Source organism: Uliginosibacterium sangjuense (genome assembly GCF_059132465.1).
This window is the reverse complement of sequence record NZ_CP101132.1, coordinates 2,171,553-2,191,405: the sequence shown is the minus strand read 5'-3', so window position 1 is coordinate 2,191,405 and position 19,853 is coordinate 2,171,553. Positions and strand designations below refer to the sequence as shown.

Here is a 19,853-nt window from a genome sequence, read left to right as displayed (position 1 = left end):
CGCAATCTGGCGTATTCCTTGCCCTCCCCCCACTCCCTACATTTGAGTCGCACGGCAGATACACAGGGCCGGCTCAATCAAACTCTTCCAAGGGAGTCTTCACATGCAATCACGTCGCACCTTCATCAAGGCCTCCGCCATGACCACCGCGCTGGCCATCGCGGGTTTCGCTTCCTTCGCTGCTCACGCCCAGGAAACCATCAAGGTCGGCGTGCTGCACTCGCTGTCCGGCACCATGGCCATCTCCGAGACCGTGCTGAAGGACGTGGCCCTGATGGCCATCGACGAGATCAACGCCAAGGGTGGCGTGATGGGCAAGAAGCTGGAGCCGGTGGTGGTCGACCCCGCCTCCAACTGGCCGCTGTTCGCCGAGAAGGCCCGCCAACTGATCTCCAAGGACAAGGTCGCCGTCACCTTCGGCTGCTGGACCTCGGTATCGCGCAAGTCGGTGCTGCCGGTGTATGAAGAACTGAACTCGCTGCTGTTCTACCCGGTGCAGTACGAAGGTGAAGAGCTGTCGAAGAACGTGTTCTACACCGGTGCTGCGCCCAACCAGCAAGCCATTCCGGCGGTGGAATACCTGATGAGCAAGGATGGCGGCTCGGCCAAGCGCTTCGTGCTGCTGGGCACCGACTACGTGTATCCGCGCACGACCAACAAGATCCTGCGCGCCTTCCTGAAGAGCAAGGGCGTGGCTGAGGCCGACATCATGGAGGAATACACCCCCTTCGGTCACAGCGATTACCAAACGATCATCGCCAAGATCAAGAAGTTCGCTTCCGAAGGCAAGAAGACCGCCGTGGTGTCGACCATCAACGGCGACTCCAACGTGCCCTTCTACAAGGAACTGGGCAACCAGGGCCTGAAGGCGACCGACGTGCCGGTGGTGGCCTTCTCGGTGGGTGAAGAAGAACTGCGCGGCGTGGATACCAAGCCGCTGGTGGGCCACCTGGCCGCCTGGAACTACTTCATGAGCATTAAGAGCCCGGCCAACACCGAGTTCGTGAAGAAGTGGAGCGATTACGCCAAGGCCAAGAACATCGCCGGTCACAAGGACAAGCCGCTGACCAACGATCCGATGGAAGCCACCTACATCGGCATCCACATGTGGAAGCAGGCCGTCGAGAAGGCCAAGTCGACCGATACCGACAAGGTGATCGCCGCCATGGCCGGTCAGACCTTCCCGGCACCGGGTGGCTTCATGTCCACGATGGACAAGGAAAACCACCACCTGCACAAGCCGGTGTTCATCGGCGAAATCAAGGCCGATGGCCAGTTCAACGTGGTGTGGAAGACCAAGGGCCCGGTTGCGGCCGACCCCTGGAGCGACTACATCCCCGAGAACAAGGGCAAGAAGAACGTGCCGGAAAAGAAGTAAGCCGCGCGTGAGACCGTCATCGCCGATCGGGGATGACGGTGCCGGGGAGTTTGGGTGGCTTGCCGCTGTGCGGCAAGCCACCCTTGCGTAGGACGGGTGGAACACAGCCCCATTCCGCACCTACGAAAACAGCAGAACGATAGCGGGATCCGCGCCCCCGCACACAAGAACAGGAAACGCCATGACGTCCGCCGTATCCTCCGAGTCGATCACGCCCGGGCTCGCCAGATTCGCCCGTTACGCTGGCGCGTTGTTCGTCCTCATGCTGGCCACCTGCTTCGTGGCCGCGCAGGCCGCATTACCGCCGCAGACCATCCTGAAATTCGCCACCGGAGAGAACGACGACAAGATCGCCGCGCTCAACGAATTGGCCGCCTCTGCCGATCCGGCCGGCCTCGCGCTGCTGGAAGCGCTGGCGGACGGTCGCCTGCAGTCGGTCGAGGGCAAGCGCGTGCTGATCCTCGATGCCGAGGGCAAGGCCACCGATGCAATCAGCGGCGCCAAGGTCGATCCGATTCCCGAGACGGCCGAAGACGTGACGGTCAACAACCGCGTGCGCAGTGCCGTGGACGCTGCCATCGCCGCCTTGCAGCTCTCCTCACCCGACAAGTCCGTGCGCCTGGATGCCGCGCGCAAGATCAAGAGCGCGGCCAGCGAGGAAATGCTGCCACTGGTGGAAAAGGCGCTGAAGACCGAGAAGGATTCGCAGGTCCAGAACGTCCTCAACGTCACCCGTGCCAGCATCCAGTTGCAGAGCCCGAACGTGTCCACCCGCCTGGCTGCGATCAAGGCCTTGTCCGCCGGCGGGGACTCCGAGATCAAGCAGATGCTTCTCAGCATGCTGGAGAAGGATGGCGACACCTACAAGGAGCCGGAAGCAGCCGTGCGCGTCGAAGCACAGCGTGCCATCAATGCCATCGACTCCCGCCTCAAGGTCGGCGAGTACGCGGGCATGGCCTTCACTGGAGCGTCACTCGGCAGCATCCTGCTGCTCGCCGCGCTGGGCCTGGCCATCACCTACGGCCTGATGGGCGTCATCAACATGGCGCACGGCGAGCTGATCATGATCGGCGCCTATGCCACCTACGTCACGCAGAACCTGGTGCGCGCCTGGGCGCCAGGCTTGTTTGACCTCTATCCGCTGTTCGCGCTGCCGGTCTCCTTCCTAGCCGCCGCGCTGGTCGGCGTGGCCATGGAGCGCCTGGTGATCCGTCACCTCTACGGTCGTCCGCTGGAAACCCTGCTCGCCACCTGGGGAATCAGCCTGGTGCTGATCCAGCTCGTGCGTAGCACCTTCGGGGCGCAGAACGTGCCGCTGGAAAATCCGAGCTGGCTGTCCGGTGGTGTGCAGATCATGAGCAACCTGATCCTGCCGTGGAACCGGATTGCCATCGTCATCTTCGCCGCGCTGGTGGTGATCGGCATGACGCTGATCCTGACCCGCACGCGACTGGGCCTGTTCGTCCGCGCCGTAACGCAGAACCGCAGCATGGCAAGCTGCGTGGGCGTCGCCACGCCGCGCGTCGACACCGTGGCCTTTGGCCTGGGCTCCGGCATCGCTGGCTTGGCCGGTTGCGCCCTCTCGCAGGTAGGCAACGTCGGGCCTGATCTGGGCCAGAGCTACATCATCGACTCCTTCATGGTCGTCGTGCTGGGCGGCGTCGGGCAGCTTGCCGGCACGGTGTACGCCGCGTTGGGCCTGGGCGTGCTGAACAAGCTGCTGGAAGGCTTCGCTGGTGCGGTACTGGCCAAGATCGCGGTGCTCGTGATCATCATCGTGTTCATCCAGAAGCGTCCGCAGGGGCTGTTCGCCGTGCGTGGCCGTTTCGTCGAGAACTGACCGGACGGGATCATCAACATGCTCGACAAGACACTCACTTTCCGTCTCTTCGGTCCCAAGGGCTGGCTGGGGCTGGCGATCTTCGCCGCCCTCACGCTGGTACTGGTGCCCATCCTGAACCTGGCTGTACCCGAGGGCAGCGCCTTTCACCTCTCTACCTACTGGGTCACCCTGATCGGCAAGATCATGTGCTACGCCATCGTGGCGCTCGCCATGGACCTGGTGTGGGGCTACACCGGCATCCTGTCGCTGGGCCACGGCCTGTTCTTCGCGCTGGGGGGCTATGGCATGGGCATGTACCTGATGCGCGCCATCGGCCGCGAGGGTAACTACCAGAGCGACCTGCCGGATTTCATGGTGTTCCTGAACTGGAAGGAGCTGCCCTGGTACTGGCAGGGCACCGACAGCTTCCTGTACTGCATGCTCCTGGTGGTGTTCGTGCCCGGCCTGCTGGCGCTGATCTTCGGCTTCTTCGCCTTCCGCTCGCGCATCAAGGGCGTGTATTTCTCGATCATCACGCAGGCGCTGACCTTTGCCGCGATGCTGCTGTTCTTCCGCAACGAAACGGGCTTCGGCGGCAACAACGGCTTCACCGATTTCAAGCGCATCCTGGGTTTCCAGATCGCCGCCCCGGAGACGCGCGTGACCCTGTTCGCGCTGACCGCGCTGCTGCTCATCGGCTTCCTGCTGCTCGGCCGCTACATCGTCACCAGCAAGCTCGGCCGGGTGCTGGCGGCGATCCGCGATGCCGAATCGCGCGTCATGTTCTCGGGCTACAACCCCCTGCCCTACAAGCTCTTCATCTGGACCGTATCGGCCGTGATCTGTGCCATCGCCGGTGCGCTGTTCGTGCCGCAAGTGGGCATCATCAACCCGAGTGAGATGTCGCCCGCCAACTCGATCGAGATCGCCATCTGGACCGCCGTGGGTGGCCGCGCCACGCTGATCGGCCCGCTCATCGGCGCCGGCCTCATCAATGGCGTGAAGAGCTGGTTCACCGTGGCCTTCCCCGAGTATTGGCTGTACTTCCTGGGCCTGATCTTCATCCTCGTCACGCTGTACCTGCCCAATGGCGTGATCGGCCTGCTCAAGAAGAAAGAGGAACGCGCATGAACGCCGCCGCCAGCGAAAAGACCGTGGGCACCCAGCTCACCGAGACCAGCTTCGATCGTGCGGTTGGCCTGGAGCGGCCGATCACCGACTCCACCCAGCTCGACACCACGAAGGGGGTGATCCTCTACCTGGAGGACATCACCGTCACCTTCGACGGTTTCCGCGCCATCAACAAGCTCAACATCGCCATCGACAAGGGTGAGCTGCGCTGCATCATCGGCCCCAACGGCGCCGGCAAGACGACCATGATGGACGTCATCACCGGCAAGACGCGGCCCGACTCCGGCACCGCCTACTTTGGCCAGACCATCGACCTCACCAAGCTCAACGAGGCGCAGATCGCGCATGCCGGCATCGGCCGCAAGTTCCAGAAGCCCACCGTGTTCGAGCAACTGAGCGTGTTCGAGAACCTCGAGCTCGCGATGAAGATGGACAAGGGCATCTGGACCAGCCTGTGGGCCAGCCTGACCGGCACTCAGCGCGACAAGATCAACGAAACGCTGGAACTCATTCGCCTCAAGGATCAGGCCGCGCGCCCGGCCGGCTTGCTGTCGCACGGCCAGAAGCAATGGCTGGAGATCGGCATGCTGTTGATGCAGGAACCCGTGGTGCTGCTGCTGGATGAGCCTGCCGCCGGCATGACCGACGAAGAAACCGAGCGCAGCGGCGAGCTGTTCCTGTCACTGGCCGGCCAGTACACGCTGATCGTGGTTGAGCACGACATGGACTTCATCAAGCAGATCTCGAGCGGCCGCAAGGTCACCTGCCTGCACGAAGGCAGCGTGCTGTCCGAAGGCCCGCTGGAGCAGGTGCAGAACGATGAGCGTGTGATCGAGGTGTATCTGGGGCGCTGATAGCCGTCATTCCCGCGAAAGCGGGAACGAAGAAATCTTTTTAGTGAGACCTGACATGCTGACAGTCGAAAACCTCAACCAGTACTACGGCGGCAGCCACACGCTGCGCGGCGTGTCGCTCTCGCTCAAGCAAGGCGAGGTCACGACCCTGCTGGGCCGTAACGGCGTGGGCAAGACGACCTTGCTGAAGTGCCTGATGGGCCTGCTGCCTGTCGCGAAAGGTAGCGTCTCATTCGACGGCAAGGACATCACCAAGGCCGCCCCCTACGCTCGGGCGGCCATGGGCCTGGCCTACGTGCCGCAAGGGCGCGAGATTTTCCCGCGCCTGACGGTGGAAGAGAACCTGCAGATGGGGCTGGCCAACGGCAAGGCCTCGCGCGGGGTGCCGGACTACATCTTCGACATGTTCCCGGTACTCAAGGACATGCTCAAGCGTCGCGGCGGCGACCTCTCGGGCGGCCAGCAGCAGCAGCTCGCCATTGGCCGTGCGCTGACCATGCGGCCCAAGGTGCTGATCCTCGATGAGCCCACCGAAGGCATCCAGCCCTCCATCATCAAGGACATCGGCAACGCGATCCGCAAGCTGGCCGAAGGCGGCGAGATGGCAATCCTGCTGGTCGAGCAGTACTACGACTTCGCCGAGTCACTGGCCGACCAGTACGCCGTCATGGCGCGGGGTGAGATCGTCAAGGCGGGTCCCGGCAGCGAGATGCAGGCCCAGAACGTGAAGAGCCTGGTGGCGATCTGAGGTTCCATGCTTAGGGTAGGTTCGGAGCGCAGCGACAACCCACCGATCCAGCATATGTCCAGGCGCGATGCGCCCGCAGATTGACGACCGGTGGGTTACGTCTTCGGCTAACCCACCCTACGCAAACACCCGGCATCGACATCAATACAATCAGATAGAGCGAATCGCTCCATCGCACCCGGTTTGCCGCGAAAATAGCGCCCATGAACCCTGTCGACGCGCCCATCAAGACCGGCTGGCACGCCCGCTTGCGACTCGAAGTCGAAGCACGCGCCGGCCGCAGCGTGCTGGCGCGGCGCGAGCATGAGGGGCCGTTGCGCGTACAGAAGGCGCTTTACCCGGAAGGCGATGCGGTCTGTCAGACCCTGATCCTGCACCCGCCCGCAGGCATTGCCGGCGGCGACCGCCTAGAGATCGACTACTCTGTCCGGTCAGGCGCACATGCCCAGGCCACCACCCCCGGTGCCGGCAAGTGGTACAAGAGCCTCGGCCCGCTGGCCACGCAGGACATACGCCTCGATGTCGGCCCCCAGGCGGTGCTGGAATGGCTGCCACAAGAGGTGATCGTCTTTGACCGCGCGCGAGCACTCGCGACCACCACGGTCACGCTGGCACCCGGTGCGCGCGCCATCGGCTGGGACATCCTGTGCCTGGGCCGCGCGGCGAGCGGTGAGCAATTCCGCGCAGGCAGCTACCGCCAGCGCTTCCGCCTGCAGGACGCGGCAGGCCATCCCCTCTGGCAGGAGTCCATGCATCTCGTCGGCAGCGACGATGCGATGGTCTCCAGCATCGCCCTGGGCGGACACACCGTGTTCGGCAGCCTGTGGATCGCCGGCATTGCGTCCGACGCCGAACTGCTCGGCAAACTACGCGAATTGGACGTCAAGAGCGGCACATGTGGGGTATCGTCCCTCCCACATGTCACGGTGCTGCGCCTGCTGTCACACTCCAGCGAGCATGCACGCCAGTACTTCGAAGCCGCCTGGGCCATTGCCCGGCCGCATGTGTTGAATCACCGAGCGGTTCCCCCGCGCATCTGGAGCACCTGAGCCACATCCGGACGATCCCTGGCTGAACTTGTCGTAGGACACATACAAATGGAACTCACACCACGCGAGAAAGACAAGCTGCTGATCTTCACCGCCGCCCTGCTGGCCGAGCGGCGCAAGGCACGCGGCCTGAAACTCAACTATCCGGAGGCGGTCGCCTTCATCACCGCCGCCATCATGGAAGGCGCGCGCGACGGCCGCACCGTAGCCGAGCTGATGAGCTACGGCACCACGCTGCTGACACGTGACGACGTCATGGACGGCATCGCCGAACTGATCCCCGAGATCCAGGTGGAAGCCACCTTCCCGGATGGCACGAAACTCGTGACCGTCCACCACCCGATCATTTGATCGCCGTGCCTGCACAGGCAGGAACCCCGTGACTTTTCTTTGCACGCCACTGGCCTCTCACTATCAACGGGATGACCAGCGATATCAGGAGATGAACACATGAAACGCTACATGCTCGCCCTCGCCGCCCTTCTCCCCACCCTTGCCCTGGCCCACGCCGGCCCCGACGCTGGTGCCCACCATGGTTTCATGGATGGTTTCACCCACCCCTTCACCGGGCTGGATCACCTGGCCGCGATGGTGGCCGTGGGGGTATGGAGCGTGCTCGCCTTCCGCCACGCCGGCCGTGCGCAATGGGCCGCCCCGGCCGCCTTCGCCGGTGTGCTGCTGGTGGGGGGCCTGCTCGCCTTCGCCGGCTTCAGCCTGCCCGGCGTGGAGCCGATGATTGCCGCCTCGCTGGTTGTGCTGGGCCTGCTGGTCGCCACCCGCGTGCAGATGTCCGCGAGCGCCGGCGCAGCCCTGGTCGGCGCCTTCGCTCTGTTCCACGGCCTGGCGCATGGCGCCGAGTTGCCTGCGGATCAGGCCGTGGCCGCACTGTCCGGCATGGTGCTGGGTACCGCTGTGTTGCACCTGTCCGGCATGGCGCTGGGCCGCTTCGTGCTGGCACGCCAGGTGTGGCTGCCGCGCATCGCCGGCGCCGCGGTCGCGCTGTTCGGTGCCAGCCTGCTGGCTTTCTGAGGAGTCTTGCCATGATCCCCGGCGAACTGCTTGTCGATGACGGTGACCTGGAGCTGAACCCGGGCCGTCGCACGCTCACGCTTGAGGTGAAGAACACCGGCGACCGCCCGATCCAGGTCGGCTCGCACTACCACTTCGCGGAAACCAACGCGGCCCTGGACTTCGACCGCAAGGCCGCACACGGCATGCGGCTCAACATCGCCAGCGGCACCGCCGTGCGCTTCGAGCCCGGCCAGAGCCGCACGGTGGAACTGGTGGACTACGCCGGCGAGCGCAAGGTGTTTGGTTTCAGAGGACTGGTACAAGGCGCGCTGTAACGACTCGTCATTCCCGCGAAAGCGGGAATCCACGAGCCTGGAAATTCGTCCCAAACAAGTGGATTCCCGCTTTCGCGGGAATGACGGATACGTTGAGGATTTACTCATGGCAAATATCTCCCGCCGCGCCTACGCGGAAATGTTCGGTCCCACGGTGGGTGACCGCGTGCGTCTGGCCGACACCGACCTCGTGGTCGAGGTGGAAAAGGACTTCACGCTCTATGGCGAAGAGGTCAAGTTCGGTGGCGGCAAGGTCATCCGCGACGGCATGGGCCAGAGCCAGCGCGTCGCCGCCGAGGTGGCTGACACGGTGATCACCAACGCGCTGATCATCGACCACTGGGGCATCGTGAAGGCCGACATCGGCATCAAGGGCGGCTTCATCTCGGCCATCGGCAAAGCCGGCAATCCGGACGTGCAGCCCGGCGTCACGATCGCCATCGGCGCTGCCACCGAAGTCATCGCCGGTGAGGGCTGCATCATCACGGCCGGCGGCATCGACACGCACATCCACTTCATCTGCCCGCAGCAGATCGACGAAGCCTTGATGAGTGGCGTGACCACCATGATCGGTGGCGGCACCGGCCCCGCGACGGGCACCTTTGCCACCACCTGCACGCCCGGCCCCTGGCACATCGCGAAGATGCTGCAGGCAGCCGACGCCTTCCCGATGAACCTGGGCTTCCTCGGCAAGGGCAACGTGAGCCTGCCCGACCCGCTGCGCGAGCAGGTCGACGCCGGCGCCATCGGCCTGAAACTGCACGAGGACTGGGGCACCACCCCGGCTGCCATCGACAACTGCCTGTCGGTGGCCGAAGAGACGGACATCCAGGTCGCCATCCACTCCGACACGCTGAACGAATCCGGCTTCGTCGAAGACACCGCCGCTGCCTTCAAGGGCCGCACGATCCACACCTTCCACACCGAGGGTGCGGGTGGCGGCCACGCACCGGACATCGTCAAGCTCGCCGGCCTCAAGAACGTGCTGCCCAGCTCGACCAACCCGACGCGGCCCTACACGGTGAACACCATCGACGAGCACCTCGACATGCTGATGGTCTGCCACCACCTGGACCCGAGCATCGCCGAAGACGTGGCCTTCGCCGAATCGCGCATCCGCCGCGAGACCATCGCAGCCGAAGACATCCTGCACGACATCGGCGCCATCTCGATGTACTCCTCCGACTCGCAGGCCATGGGCCGTGTCGGCGAAGTCGTGATCCGCTGCTGGCAGACCGCGCACAAGATGAAGCAGCAGCGCGGCGCACTGAAGGGCGATGGTGCCCGTAACGACAACTTCCGCGCCAAGCGCTACATCGCGAAGTACACGATCAACCCGGCCATCGCGCATGGCATCAGCCACATCGTCGGCTCGGTGGAAGTCGGCAAGCTGGCCGATCTCGTCGTCTGGAAGCCCGCCTTCTTCGGCGTGAAGCCCAGCCTTATCCTCAAGGGCGGCATGATCGCCGCAGCCGCCATGGGCGACGCCAACGCCTCCATCCCGACTCCGCAACCGGTGCACTACCGCCCGATGTTCGGCAGCTTCGGCGGCGGCCTCAAGACCTCGCTGACCTTCGTCTCGCAGGCTGCGCTGGACAAGGGCACGCTGGAAGGTCTGGGCCTGCAGAAGCCGCTGGAAGCCGTGAAGAACATCCGCAGCGTGCAGAAGACCGACATGGTCCACAACGGCTGGCACGGCGAGATCAAGGTCGACGCCGAGACCTACGAAGTGCGTGCCGACGGCGAGCTCCTGACCTGCGAGCCGGCGACATCCTTGCCGATGGCACAGCGCTACTTCCTGTTCTAAAAGCCATGGATAAGCCTACTGCGCCCGCCGATCTTGAGGCTGTGATACTCGACGTACATGCGTACGTCTGCGTTTCTCACCTCAACCTCGACGCGCTCGCTACGGCTTCTCCACGACTTTGATTTCCGGCTCTCGAAAATGCTCCTGATTGAATCGCTCTACACCGGCAGCGCAGCTGCCACCGAACAACTGGTCCTGAACTTCGACGCCCGCACCAAGAGCCGGCTGCGCACGCAACTGGCCTCGGGTGAGGAAGTTGGCATGTTCCTGCCGCGTGGCACGATCCTGCGTGGCGGCGACAAGCTGCAAAGCCAGGATGGCCGTGTGATTGCGGTCGTCTCCGCACCCGAAGCCCTGGTCGAAGCCCGTTGCGCCAACCCTTTCGAACTGGCCCGCATCGCCTACCACCTCGGTAACCGTCATGTCGCGGTGCAGGTCTGCGAGGGCGCCTTGCGCATCCAGCAGGACCACGTACTGGAACACATGCTGGCAGGCTTGGGCGCCCAGCTCACGCATCTGGATGCCGCCTTCGAGCCCGAGGCTGGCGCCTATGCGCATGGTCATCACCACGCGGAGCGCGGCGCCACCGAGGCACGCATTCATGTGATGGGCGGCAACCATGGTTAACGCCCGTCGTTCCTGCGGAGGCAGGAACCCAGTGGCGTTAACCGGCGCCCGTAAAGTCGCTGGATTCCCGCTTTCGCGGGAATGACGGTCACATGAACATCCAGCTCGCCCGCCTGCTCCACCTCGCCAGCCCGGCCCTGCCCGTCGGCGCCTTCTCCTACTCGCAGGGTCTGGAGTGGGCGGTCGAATGCGGCACGGTGAAGAATGAAGCGCAGGCCCAGCAATGGATTCGCGATGCCCTGCACTTCGCGCTGGCACGCTGCGAGGCGCCCGCCCTGGTCGGCCTGATGCGGGCCTGGGCGGCTGGCGATACCGCCGCGGTGCAGCGCCTCAACGCCGAGTTCATCGCCACCCGCGAGACCGCCGAGCTGCGCGCCGAAACCCTGCAGATGGGCTATTCGCTGGCGCGCTTGCTGCGCGATCTGCCGGAGATGCCGGACACGATCCGCGAGGCGCACGCGCAGATGAACGAGATCGCTTTCCCGACACCGTGGGCGGCCGCAGCCGCGCACTGGCAATTGGCCGAGACGGACGCCGCCACGACCTACCTGTGGGCCTGGCTGGAGAACCAGGTGATGGCCGCCGTGAAGCTGGTGCCGCTGGGCCAGACGGCCGGCCAGCGCATGCTGGTGGCGCTCTCGCCCGACTTGCCGATGCTGGCTGCCGAAGCCATCCGGCGCGCCGAATCGCAGGACTGGGAGAACTTCACGCCCGGCATGACGCTCGCCAGTTGCCTGCACGAGACCCAATACACACGATTGTTCAGATCATGAAATTCGGGAGTGGGGAGTCGAGAGTAGGGAGTCGTTGATGTTTCCGGACGGCTTCGCCGTCCGCATACTTTTCGACTCCCGACTCACCACTCCCGGCTCCCGATGCAAAACAAGGAAAGCACCATGCCTCAAACCACCTCCCAACCTCTCAGAGTCGGCATCGGCGGCCCGGTCGGCTCCGGCAAGACTGCTCTGACCCTGGCGCTGTGCCGCGCACTGCGCGACAAGTACAACATCGCTGTCGTCACCAACGACATCTACACCGCCGAAGACGCGCAGTTCCTGGTGCGCAATGAAGCGCTGCCGGCCGAGCGCATCCTGGGCGTGGAGACCGGCGGCTGCCCGCACACCGCGATCCGCGAAGACGCGTCGATCAACCTCGAAGCGGTGGAGCAGCTCACCCGCAAGTTCCCCGGCCTGGAGATCGTGTTCGTGGAGTCTGGCGGCGACAACCTGGCCGCGACCTTCTCGCCGGAACTCTCCGACCTCACGCTGTACGTGATCGACGTGTCGGCCGGCGACAAGATCCCGCGCAAGGGCGGGCCGGGCATCATGAAGAGTGACCTGCTGGTGATCAACAAGATCGACCTCGCGCCGCTGGTGGGCGCCTCGCTGGAGGTAATGGACCGCGATTCACGCAAGATGCGCGGCGACAAGCCTTTCGTCTTCAGCAACCAGAAGACCGGCCAGGGCCTGCCCGAGATCATCGCCTTCATCGAGCAGCAAGGCATGTTGCACGCGGCCTGAGCTCGGGTCGCTGTAGTCCATCGCATTGCATCCAGATCAAAGCCCGGTGCGCCGAGGCGGGCGTATGCTGAGTGCTTTCCGTTCGCGCCGGGAGTAGTCCGTGAGCACCGAATTCCGCATTCCGCTTGAGCAACTTCGCGCCGAAGTCCGCGATACCCTGATCGCCGCCGGCATGCCCGCCAGTGCGGCCATCGTCGAAGCCGAGGTGATGACCGAGGCCGATCTGCACGGTACTCCGTCGCATGGTGTACGCATGCTGCCGGGCCTGCTGGCCGGGCTCAAGGATGGGCGGGTGAAGGCGGATGCCGAAGGCATCATGCTGCGCAGCACCGCCGCCACTTGCGTGCTGGACGGCGAAAACGGTCCCGGCCGCTACCTCTCGGTGCTGGCCATGGAGGCCGCCGTGTCACGCGCCCGCCTGTTCGGCATCGGTGCCTGCCTCGCCACCCGCTTGACCCACTGGGGGCGCGCCCACGCCTACGCCAGCCGCGCTGCGCTGGCGGGCTGCATCGGCATCTGCACCACCAATGCGATGACCACCATGGCGGGTTGGGGCGCCACCAAGCGGGTGATCGGCAACAATCCGCTGGCCATCGGCATTCCCGGCGAAGACATCCGCGAACCGCTGGTGCTGGACATCGCCATGAGCCAGGCCGCCGTGGGCAAGGTAGGTACCTGGCTGCGCGAGGGCAAGAGCATTCCGGATGGCTGGGGCTTCGACGCCGAAGGCAAACCGAGCAATGATGCCAAGGCCATCCTCGGCGGCGCGGTGAAGCCATTTGGCGACCACAAGGGTGCCGGCCTCGCGCTGATGATGGAGCTGATGACGGCAGCACTGGCCGGCGGCATGTTCGGCCCCGAGATCGACGCCGACCGCAGCGGTCTGGATCTGGGCTCCAGCAAGCTGTTCATCGCGCTGGATGTGGCGGCTTTTGGCGACAGCGCGATGTTCCGCTCGCGCTTGCACGACTTCCTGCTGCACCTGGAAACCAACGCCAGCGAGACTACGCCCTTCATGTGGCCAGGCCAGCGTGGCTGGCAGACCAGTCACGAGGGCGAAGCACAGGGCGTGTCGCTGCACCCTGAAATCGTGGCGCAGTTGCGCGCCGCCGGGCTCAAGCTGGAAGTCTGATCAGCCGCTGCTGAGCAGGGAACCGAGGCGGCCGCGCAAGGCTTCCGCCTCGTCTTCACCACGCGCCTTGTGGACCGCATTCACGAGCACTTCGCTGAAGCTGCGGTAATCCTCGACGGCGGCAAGCTTCTCGAGCTGCAGTTGCAGCTTGAAGCCCTTGAGCCCCAGGTGGCGGGAGATCGCCTCGTTGCAGGCGCTGTATAGCGCCATCTGGCGCTCGGCCTGCGCGGCCAGGCTGCCTCCGGCGTCGCTGGGGGACGCGGCGGACGGTTTCGGTGGCGGCGCCACGGGCGCTGCTGCAGCGGGGGCGGCGATCAAACCAGCCTCGGCCAGTTGAGTGAAATGCTCTTCGCTGATGCCCGCCGAGCCCAGCATCTGCAGCAGGCCTTCCACCGAACGCTTGCCATCCACCTGTACCAGGAGGGAACGCAGGCGCGGCGCCAGACGCATCTCGCGTGTCTGGATCTCACGTTGCCCGGCTTCTGTCTTCGAGAACACCCTGTCACGCATGCCCATACCTGCCGATCAATGCCGATTGCATAAGAACGCTTCGCGTTCAACCATGACGCATTAACGCTGCATTGCATCAGCTAGAACATCGGGGCTTGCCCTGACAGGCTCAGCGCGGGATAGCTGGCGGCGGTAACAGTTGCAGGAATTCAACCACTTCCGTCTCCACGCGCGAGCGGCGCATCGGAGGCAGGCTCTGCCACACGCGCTTGCCGTAGGGCTTGGTGATCATCCGCGGGTCGCACACCACCAGCACGCCGCGATCACGCTCGGAGCGGATCAATCTGCCTGCGCCCTGTTTCATGTTGATGACCGAGCGTGGCAACTGGTACTCCATGAACGGGTTGCGACCCTGCTTCTCCATCCATTCCACGCGCGCCTTCAGCACCGGGTCGTCGGGCGGGGAGAACGGCAGCTTGTCGATGATGACCAGCGACAGCGCATCGCCTGGTACGTCGACACCTTCCCAGAAGCTCTGGCTGGCGACCAGCACCGCGTTGCCGAGGCGGCGGAAACGTTCAAGCAGCTCGCTGCGCGAGCTTTGGCCTTGCAGCAGCAAGGGGAAATCCTGGCCCTCGCGCTGCAGGCCATCCGCAATCCCATCGTGGATGCGCTGCATCGCGCGCAGCGAGGTGCACAGCACGAAGGCGCGCCCCTGTGCGGCGATGATCAGCGGCAGCGCCACACGCACCACGGCATCGGCGTAGTCCGGGCTATTCGGGTCCGGCATGCCCTCGGGCGCGTACAGCATGGCCTGCTCGCCGTACTCGAAGGGGCTGCCCCACATGGCCGTCTCGGGCGGCGTCTCCAGGAAGTTGAGCCCCAGTTCGCGGTTGTAGTGGTCGAAGCCACGCCCCACGGCCAGGGTCGCGGAAGTGAAGATCCAGCTCTTGGCCTGCCCCTCCACCTGTTTGCGGAAGATGTTGGCCACATCGAGCGGCGTGGTGTTGAGCGAGGCCGACTGGCTATAGACCTCGACCCAGCGGATCAGGTCCGGCTGCTCCACGCGGCGCCAGCGCTGCACGCGCTCGCACAGCTCGGTCGCCCGCTGCCAGCATTTCTCCAGTCCCTCGGCGCGCTCCGCCTGGGTGCCGGAGAGTTCGACGAACTTCTCCAGCTCGGCCTCCAGGACGTCCAGCGCATCGTGGAAGGGTTTGTTGTCGGCCATCTGGGCGAAGCCCAGGCGCAGGTTCTCGCCCGGAATCGCCAGGCGCAGATCGCGCGCCGCCTTTTCCAGCGAGCGGGTGGCGTCCTGCAGCGGCACGAAGTCGCGCGCATTGGCCAGCGCTTCGTGGCGCGTGTCGCGTGCCAGGTCCAGCATCTGCCCCGTCGATGCGCTTTCGCCGAAGAACAGGCTGGCCGTCTCGGGCAATTGGTGCGCTTCGTCGAACACCACGGTGTTGCAGGCCGGCAGCAGTTCGCCCATGCCCTCGTCGCGCAGCATCACGTCGGCGAAGAAGAGGTGGTGATTGACCACCACCACGTCGGCCTCCTGCGCGCGACGACGCGCGGCCAGCACGAAACACTCCTTGTTATGCGGGCACTCCTGGCCCAGGCAGTTCTCGCGCGTCGAGGTCGCCAGCATCCACACCGTGGCGTCCTCGGGTACCCCACTACATTCGGATTTGTCGCCGGTCTGCGTGTGCTCCATCCACTTGGCGATCTGCTGCATGTAGAACACATCCTCGCGATTGAGGAAGCGCCCGTCGAGCTGCGCACGCTGGATGTGGTAATGGCAGGCGTAGTTCTGGCGCCCCTTCAGCAAGGCCACGCCGACCGGCACCTTGAGCGCCTTGCGCACGGCCGGCAGGTCGCGGTGGAAGAGCTGATCCTGCAGGGTCTTGGTGCCGGTCGAGATGATGACCTTGCCGCCCGAGAGCAGCGCTGGGACGAGGTAGGCGAAGGTCTTGCCGGTGCCGGTGCCGGCCTCGGCCACCAGCACACGATTGCCCTTGATGGCGCGCGCGATCGTCTCCGCCATCTCGATCTGTTGCGGACGCGGACGGAAGCCCGGAATCACGCTGGCCAGCGTGCCGTCTTCGGAGAAATGCAGGGGAATGTCTTGCATGGATACGGTGGAAAAAGCTCGTGCGATGTTAGCACGCAGCCTCTCCGGACCTGAGCATCCATACAGTCGCCCCTGTTCCTGGCCCGCCGGCTCAAGGATAATGCGCGGTTTGCTTTCCCGACCCGACACAGTGGCCCGCGACCTCCGCTCTCCCTGGCAACGCTTCCTCGCCTGGCTTGACCTGATCCTCAAGGATCACGGCTTTTTCCGCACGCTCTACCTGAACCTGCATGCCCTTCCCGGCGGCCTGTACCGCAGCGCCCAGCCCAGCCCGAACCACTTGCGCCGCCTGCACCGCAAGTACGGCATCCGCACCGTGATCAACCTGCGCGGCGCGGACGACAGCGGGCGCTACGCCCTGGAGGCCGAAACCTGCGCCACGCTGGGCATCCGCTTCATCGACCACACCGGCATCCGCTCGCGCAGCGCGCCCGAGGTGGAGGCCGTGCACGCCACGCGCAAGCTGTTCGACGACATCGAATACCCGGCGCTGATCCACTGCAAGTCGGGCGCCGACCGTGCCGGCTTCGCCTCGGCGCTCTACCGGATGTTCCGTCTCGGCAGTCCGGTCCAGGAGGCAATGACGGAACTGTCCCTGCGCTATGGCCATGTGAAGGGCTCCAAGACCGGCGTGCTGGACTTCTTCTTTGAGGATTACCTGCGCCAGACCGCGCAGGCGCCCAAGGAATTCCTGGCCTGGGTGGATCAGGACTACGATCGCGATGACCTGAAGGCTCGTTTCAAACCCAAGGGCCTGCAGGACTTCATCGTCGACAAGGTACTGGAGCGCGAATGAAGGACTCCTGGCTGCTCTATCGCCGACTACTGGGCTACATCCGCCCCTACTGGCGGGTGGCGATCCTCGCCGTGATCGCGATCAGCGCCTCGGCCGCGCTCAATGCCATCCTGCCCAGCCTGATGAAGCCGCTGCTCGACGAAAGCCTGATCGCGCAGGACAACGAGGCGATGTGGCAGATTCCCCTGTTCATCGTGCTCGTCGCGCTGGGCAAGGGCCTCGCCGACTACACCTCGGGTGTCAGCAGTCAATGGATCGCCAACAAGGCGATGGAAGACATCCGCGTGCAGATCTTCCGCCACCAGTTGCGCCTCCCCCTGGCCACCCACCAGACCCAACCCGCCGGCAGCCTGCTCTCCCGCATCACCTATGACGTGGGCCAGGTCGGCGCCGCACTGTCGAATGCCTGGATCGTGGTGATCCAGGACAGCCTGACCATCATCGCCTTGCTGACCGCCCTGCTCTACATGGCATGGAAGCTCACGCTGATGATCCTGCTGGTCGCCCCCCTCGTGGTGTGGGTCATGAACAAGGCCAGTCGTGGCATGCGTACCTCTAACCGCGCGATGCAGGAAACCATGGCCGAGATGACCAGTGCGCTGGAGGAGTCCGTCACCGGGGTGCGCGAGATCAAGGTCTTCGGTGCCGAGGCACACGAGGGCCGGCGCTTTGCCGCCATCTCGAAGAAGCTGCGCCACGAGACCATGAAGGTCGTGCGCATCTCCTCGGCCAACGTGCCGGTGGTCAACATCCTGGCCTTCTCCGCGGTGGCGGCGGTCACCTACTTCGCCACCACGCTGACCAAGAACAACCAGCTCACGCCGGGCGCCTTCGTCGCCTTCCTCACCACCATGGGCATGCTGTTCGAGCCAGTGCGTCGCCTCACCAACGTCAACACAGTGATCCAGCGCGGCCTGGCCGGTGCGCAAAGCATCTTCGGCCTGCTCGACCTGCAGCCCGAGCAGGAGACCGGCCAGGCCCCCGCGCAACCCGTGCGCGGCGCCATCCGCCTGCGGGAGGTGGGCTTCCGCTACCCGGGCCAGGACGCGCCTGCATTGGAAGGCTTCAGTCTCGATGTCGCGCCCGGCCAGACCATCGCCCTGGTGGGCGCCTCCGGTAGCGGCAAGAGCACGCTGGTCGCGCTGCTGGCGCGTTTCTTCGACCCGCAGAGCGGCCATATCGAACTGGACGGCCAGCGCCTCGACACGCTGGCCCCCCAGGCCCTGCGCGAACACATCGCGCTGGTCGGCCAGCATGCCGCGCTGTTCGACGACACGGTGGCGGCCAACATCGCCTATGGCCGCCACGATGCCGACCCCGCCGCAATCGAGGCGGCGGCGCGTGCCGCCCACGCCTGGGATTTCATCCGTACGCTGCCGGAAGGTCTGGCCGCCCGCATCGGCCCGAACGGCAGCCGCTTGTCCGGCGGCCAGCGCCAGCGCATCGCGATTGCACGCGCCTTCTTCAAGGACGCCCCCATCGTGCTGTTCGACGAGGCCACCTCGGCGCTCGACAACGAGTCCGAGCGCGTGGTGCGCGAAGCGATGCTGACGCTGCGCCGGGGCCGCACCGTATTCATCGTGGCGCACCGCCTGTCCACCGTGCGCGATGCCGATCGCATCGTGGTGATGGAGCGTGGCCGGATCGTCGAAAGCGGCGACCACGAAACCCTGCAGGCCGCCAACGGCGCCTATGCCCGCCTGATCCAGAGTGGCGAGGAGGTGCTGCGCGACGCGTCGGCCGAGGTCCTGCCCGAGGCCGAGCAGTTGCGCCAGACCATCGAGCGCGGCTGATGGCGGAGGCGGCCACGCTGTACATCTACTACCGCGTGCCAGACGGGCTGCAGGACGCGGCCCTGGACGCCGCCCGCGCCCTGCTCGCCGCGGTGGCGGCGGACACCGGTTGCGCCACGCAGCTCTCGCAGCGCCGCGACGATCCATTGACCTGGATGGAGACCTACACCGCGATCATCGATGCGGAGCGCCTGCGCACCTGCCTGTCGGCGCGCTTCGCGGCCTCTCCGCTGGCCGCCTTGCTGGCAGCCGGGGCTCGCCATGAAGAATGGTTCGTGCCGCTGCTGGTCGTCAGTTCGGGTGAGCCTCCCGCAGCACCGGCTCCGGTTTGATGCGCAGGGCCCACAGCACACCGGCGACCAGCAGCAGAATCCCCAGCACAGCCAGCCCCTGCGGCGCCTGACCGCGCAGCACGAAGGCATAGGCCAGTGCCGACAGGGTCTCGAACACGATCAACTGTCCCACCAGTGCCGTAGGCAGGCGCTGGCTGGCCTCGTTCCAGCACAGGGTGCCGAGCCAGGAGGCAAGCAGGCCGGTCGCGATCATCAGCCCGACGAAGAGGCCGGCACGCGGCCCCAGCGGCATCTCGAACGGGTTGCCCGCCACCCCCATCGCCCCCCACAGCACGAGATAGCCGAGCAGGGCGAGCGGCAGGGTCATCAGCCCCTGCGCAGTGGCCCAGGCCCGCGGATTGCGATCCGGATGCGCGCGCAGCCAATCGGCATTGCGCAAGGGGTACCAGGTCCAGCAGGCGACCGCCAGCACCGCCAGCGCGGCTCCGCTCGCATAACGCCAGGGGTCGACCTCACGCAGCGCTTGCAGGGCGCTCAGTTCCACCTGGTTTACACAAGCGATGCCAGCGGCGATGAGGAGCAGCGAAGGCGCCAGGCGGCGCCACGGCAGGTGACCATCACGGCGGTGATCACGCAGGTTGGCGCAGATCGCTATCACCACCGGCAGGGTGCCGATGATCATCGTGGGCAGCGGGCCGCCGGCGCGCTGGATCGCGGCCGCCAGGAAGAGGTAGTACAGCAGGTTGCCGATGGCGGCGAGCTTGAGCGCCTCGATCCAGTCAGCCCGGCCCAGTTCGCGCAGGCCACGCCGGTCGAGCCAGCCCAGCGGCAGGGCAATGAGCCCGAAGGCCAGGTAACGCCCCACCGACAAGAGCACAGCCGAATACTCGGGCAGCAGAACGGGGACAATGAACACCAGTCCCCACATGAGCCCCGCTGCCAACGCGAACAACACCCCACCCAGCATCGCATCCTCCTG

At 65.3% G+C, this 19,853-nt stretch carries 20 protein-coding genes; 17 read left to right on the top strand and 3 right to left on the bottom strand.

What is annotated here, in order from left to right; translation table 11 throughout:
* The first annotated feature begins 103 nt into the window (after positions 1–103).
* From urtA to NMB43_RS10135, 14 genes are all read left to right on the top strand, one after another.
* The gene (gene urtA, locus NMB43_RS10200; RefSeq protein WP_494352052.1) at positions 104–1,378 is read left to right on the top strand and encodes an urea ABC transporter substrate-binding protein; all 1,275 of its coding nucleotides are present in this window, start codon (positions 104–106) and stop codon (positions 1,376–1,378) included.
* Between the two features lie 181 nt (positions 1,379–1,559).
* The gene (gene urtB / locus NMB43_RS10195; RefSeq protein ID WP_494352051.1) at positions 1,560–3,218 is read left to right on the top strand and encodes an urea ABC transporter permease subunit UrtB; all 1,659 of its coding nucleotides are present in this window, start codon (positions 1,560–1,562) and stop codon (positions 3,216–3,218) included.
* Positions 3,219–3,236: 18 nt separating this feature from the next.
* Positions 3,237–4,331: an urea ABC transporter permease subunit UrtC gene (urtC, locus tag NMB43_RS10190; protein WP_494352050.1), complete on the top strand. Its 1,095-nt coding sequence runs from the start codon at positions 3,237–3,239 to the stop codon at positions 4,329–4,331.
* On the top strand, positions 4,328–5,185 hold the full coding sequence (gene urtD, locus NMB43_RS10185; RefSeq protein WP_494352049.1) for an urea ABC transporter ATP-binding protein UrtD: 858 nt from the start codon (positions 4,328–4,330) through the stop codon (positions 5,183–5,185). Before urtC ends, urtD begins: the two co-directional genes overlap by 4 nt.
* A 55-nt stretch (positions 5,186–5,240) precedes the next feature.
* Complete coding sequence (gene urtE, locus NMB43_RS10180) at positions 5,241–5,933, top strand: urea ABC transporter ATP-binding subunit UrtE (RefSeq protein WP_494352048.1); 693 nt, start codon at positions 5,241–5,243, stop codon at positions 5,931–5,933.
* Between the two features lie 203 nt (positions 5,934–6,136).
* A complete protein-coding gene (locus NMB43_RS10175; RefSeq protein WP_494352047.1) occupies positions 6,137–6,982 on the top strand; it encodes an urease accessory protein UreD in 846 nt (281 codons plus the stop codon).
* Between the two features lie 48 nt (positions 6,983–7,030).
* A complete protein-coding gene (locus NMB43_RS10170) occupies positions 7,031–7,333 on the top strand; it encodes an urease subunit gamma (protein WP_494352046.1) in 303 nt (100 codons plus the stop codon).
* Positions 7,334–7,432: 99 nt separating this feature from the next.
* Entirely contained in the window at positions 7,433–8,011 is a 579-nt protein-coding gene (locus NMB43_RS10165; protein ID WP_494352045.1) for a HupE/UreJ family protein, read from the top strand.
* 11 nt (positions 8,012–8,022) lie between these two features.
* Positions 8,023–8,328 (top strand): urease subunit beta, encoded by a 306-nt coding sequence (locus NMB43_RS10160; protein WP_494352044.1) that lies wholly within the window; start codon positions 8,023–8,025, stop codon positions 8,326–8,328.
* A 106-nt stretch (positions 8,329–8,434) separates the two neighbouring features.
* Complete coding sequence (gene ureC / locus NMB43_RS10155) at positions 8,435–10,135, top strand: urease subunit alpha (RefSeq protein WP_494352043.1); 1,701 nt, start codon at positions 8,435–8,437, stop codon at positions 10,133–10,135.
* 138 nt (positions 10,136–10,273) lie between these two features.
* Positions 10,274–10,762: an urease accessory protein UreE gene (gene ureE, locus NMB43_RS10150; protein ID WP_494352042.1), complete on the top strand. Its 489-nt coding sequence runs from the start codon at positions 10,274–10,276 to the stop codon at positions 10,760–10,762.
* A gap of 92 nt (positions 10,763–10,854) precedes the next feature.
* Entirely contained in the window at positions 10,855–11,535 is a 681-nt protein-coding gene (locus tag NMB43_RS10145) for an urease accessory protein UreF (protein WP_494352041.1), read from the top strand.
* A gap of 123 nt (positions 11,536–11,658) precedes the next feature.
* Entirely contained in the window at positions 11,659–12,282 is a 624-nt protein-coding gene (ureG, locus tag NMB43_RS10140) for an urease accessory protein UreG (protein WP_494352040.1), read from the top strand.
* A 100-nt stretch (positions 12,283–12,382) separates the two neighbouring features.
* Complete coding sequence (locus NMB43_RS10135) at positions 12,383–13,414, top strand: Ldh family oxidoreductase (RefSeq protein WP_494352039.1); 1,032 nt, start codon at positions 12,383–12,385, stop codon at positions 13,412–13,414.
* Here the strand turns inward: NMB43_RS10135 and NMB43_RS10130 are convergent, their stop codons facing one another.
* Positions 13,415–13,924: a hypothetical protein gene (locus NMB43_RS10130; RefSeq protein ID WP_494352038.1), complete on the bottom strand. Its 510-nt coding sequence runs from the start codon at positions 13,922–13,924 to the stop codon at positions 13,415–13,417. It lies immediately after the preceding gene.
* 109 nt (positions 13,925–14,033) lie between these two features.
* Positions 14,034–15,992, bottom strand: a complete 1,959-nt coding sequence (yoaA, locus tag NMB43_RS10125; protein ID WP_494352037.1) for a DNA repair helicase YoaA — start codon at positions 15,990–15,992, stop codon at positions 14,034–14,036.
* A 130-nt stretch (positions 15,993–16,122) separates the two neighbouring features.
* Between yoaA and NMB43_RS10120 the strand changes: the two genes are divergently transcribed.
* Genes NMB43_RS10120 through NMB43_RS10110 form a run of 3 tightly spaced genes read left to right on the top strand, consistent with a single transcriptional unit; the run spans position 16,123 to position 18,913 of the window.
* Positions 16,123–16,788 carry a tyrosine-protein phosphatase gene (locus tag NMB43_RS10120; RefSeq protein WP_494352036.1) on the top strand — a complete coding sequence of 222 codons (666 nt, stop codon included), beginning with the start codon at positions 16,123–16,125 and terminating at the stop codon, positions 16,786–16,788.
* Positions 16,785–18,581 (top strand): lipid A export permease/ATP-binding protein MsbA, encoded by a 1,797-nt coding sequence (msbA, locus tag NMB43_RS10115; protein WP_494352035.1) that lies wholly within the window; start codon positions 16,785–16,787, stop codon positions 18,579–18,581. Before NMB43_RS10120 ends, msbA begins: the two co-directional genes overlap by 4 nt.
* Positions 18,581–18,913, top strand: coding sequence for a DUF4936 family protein (locus NMB43_RS10110; RefSeq protein WP_494352034.1), 333 nt, complete (start codon positions 18,581–18,583; stop codon positions 18,911–18,913). The genes msbA and NMB43_RS10110 overlap by 1 nt, the downstream gene beginning before the upstream one ends.
* Here NMB43_RS10110 and NMB43_RS10105 read toward each other — a convergent pair.
* Positions 18,873–19,841: a DMT family transporter gene (locus tag NMB43_RS10105; protein WP_494352033.1), complete on the bottom strand. Its 969-nt coding sequence runs from the start codon at positions 19,839–19,841 to the stop codon at positions 18,873–18,875. The two genes, NMB43_RS10110 and NMB43_RS10105, sit on opposite strands and share 41 nt — an antisense overlap.
* Positions 19,842–19,853: the final 12 nt, after the last annotated feature.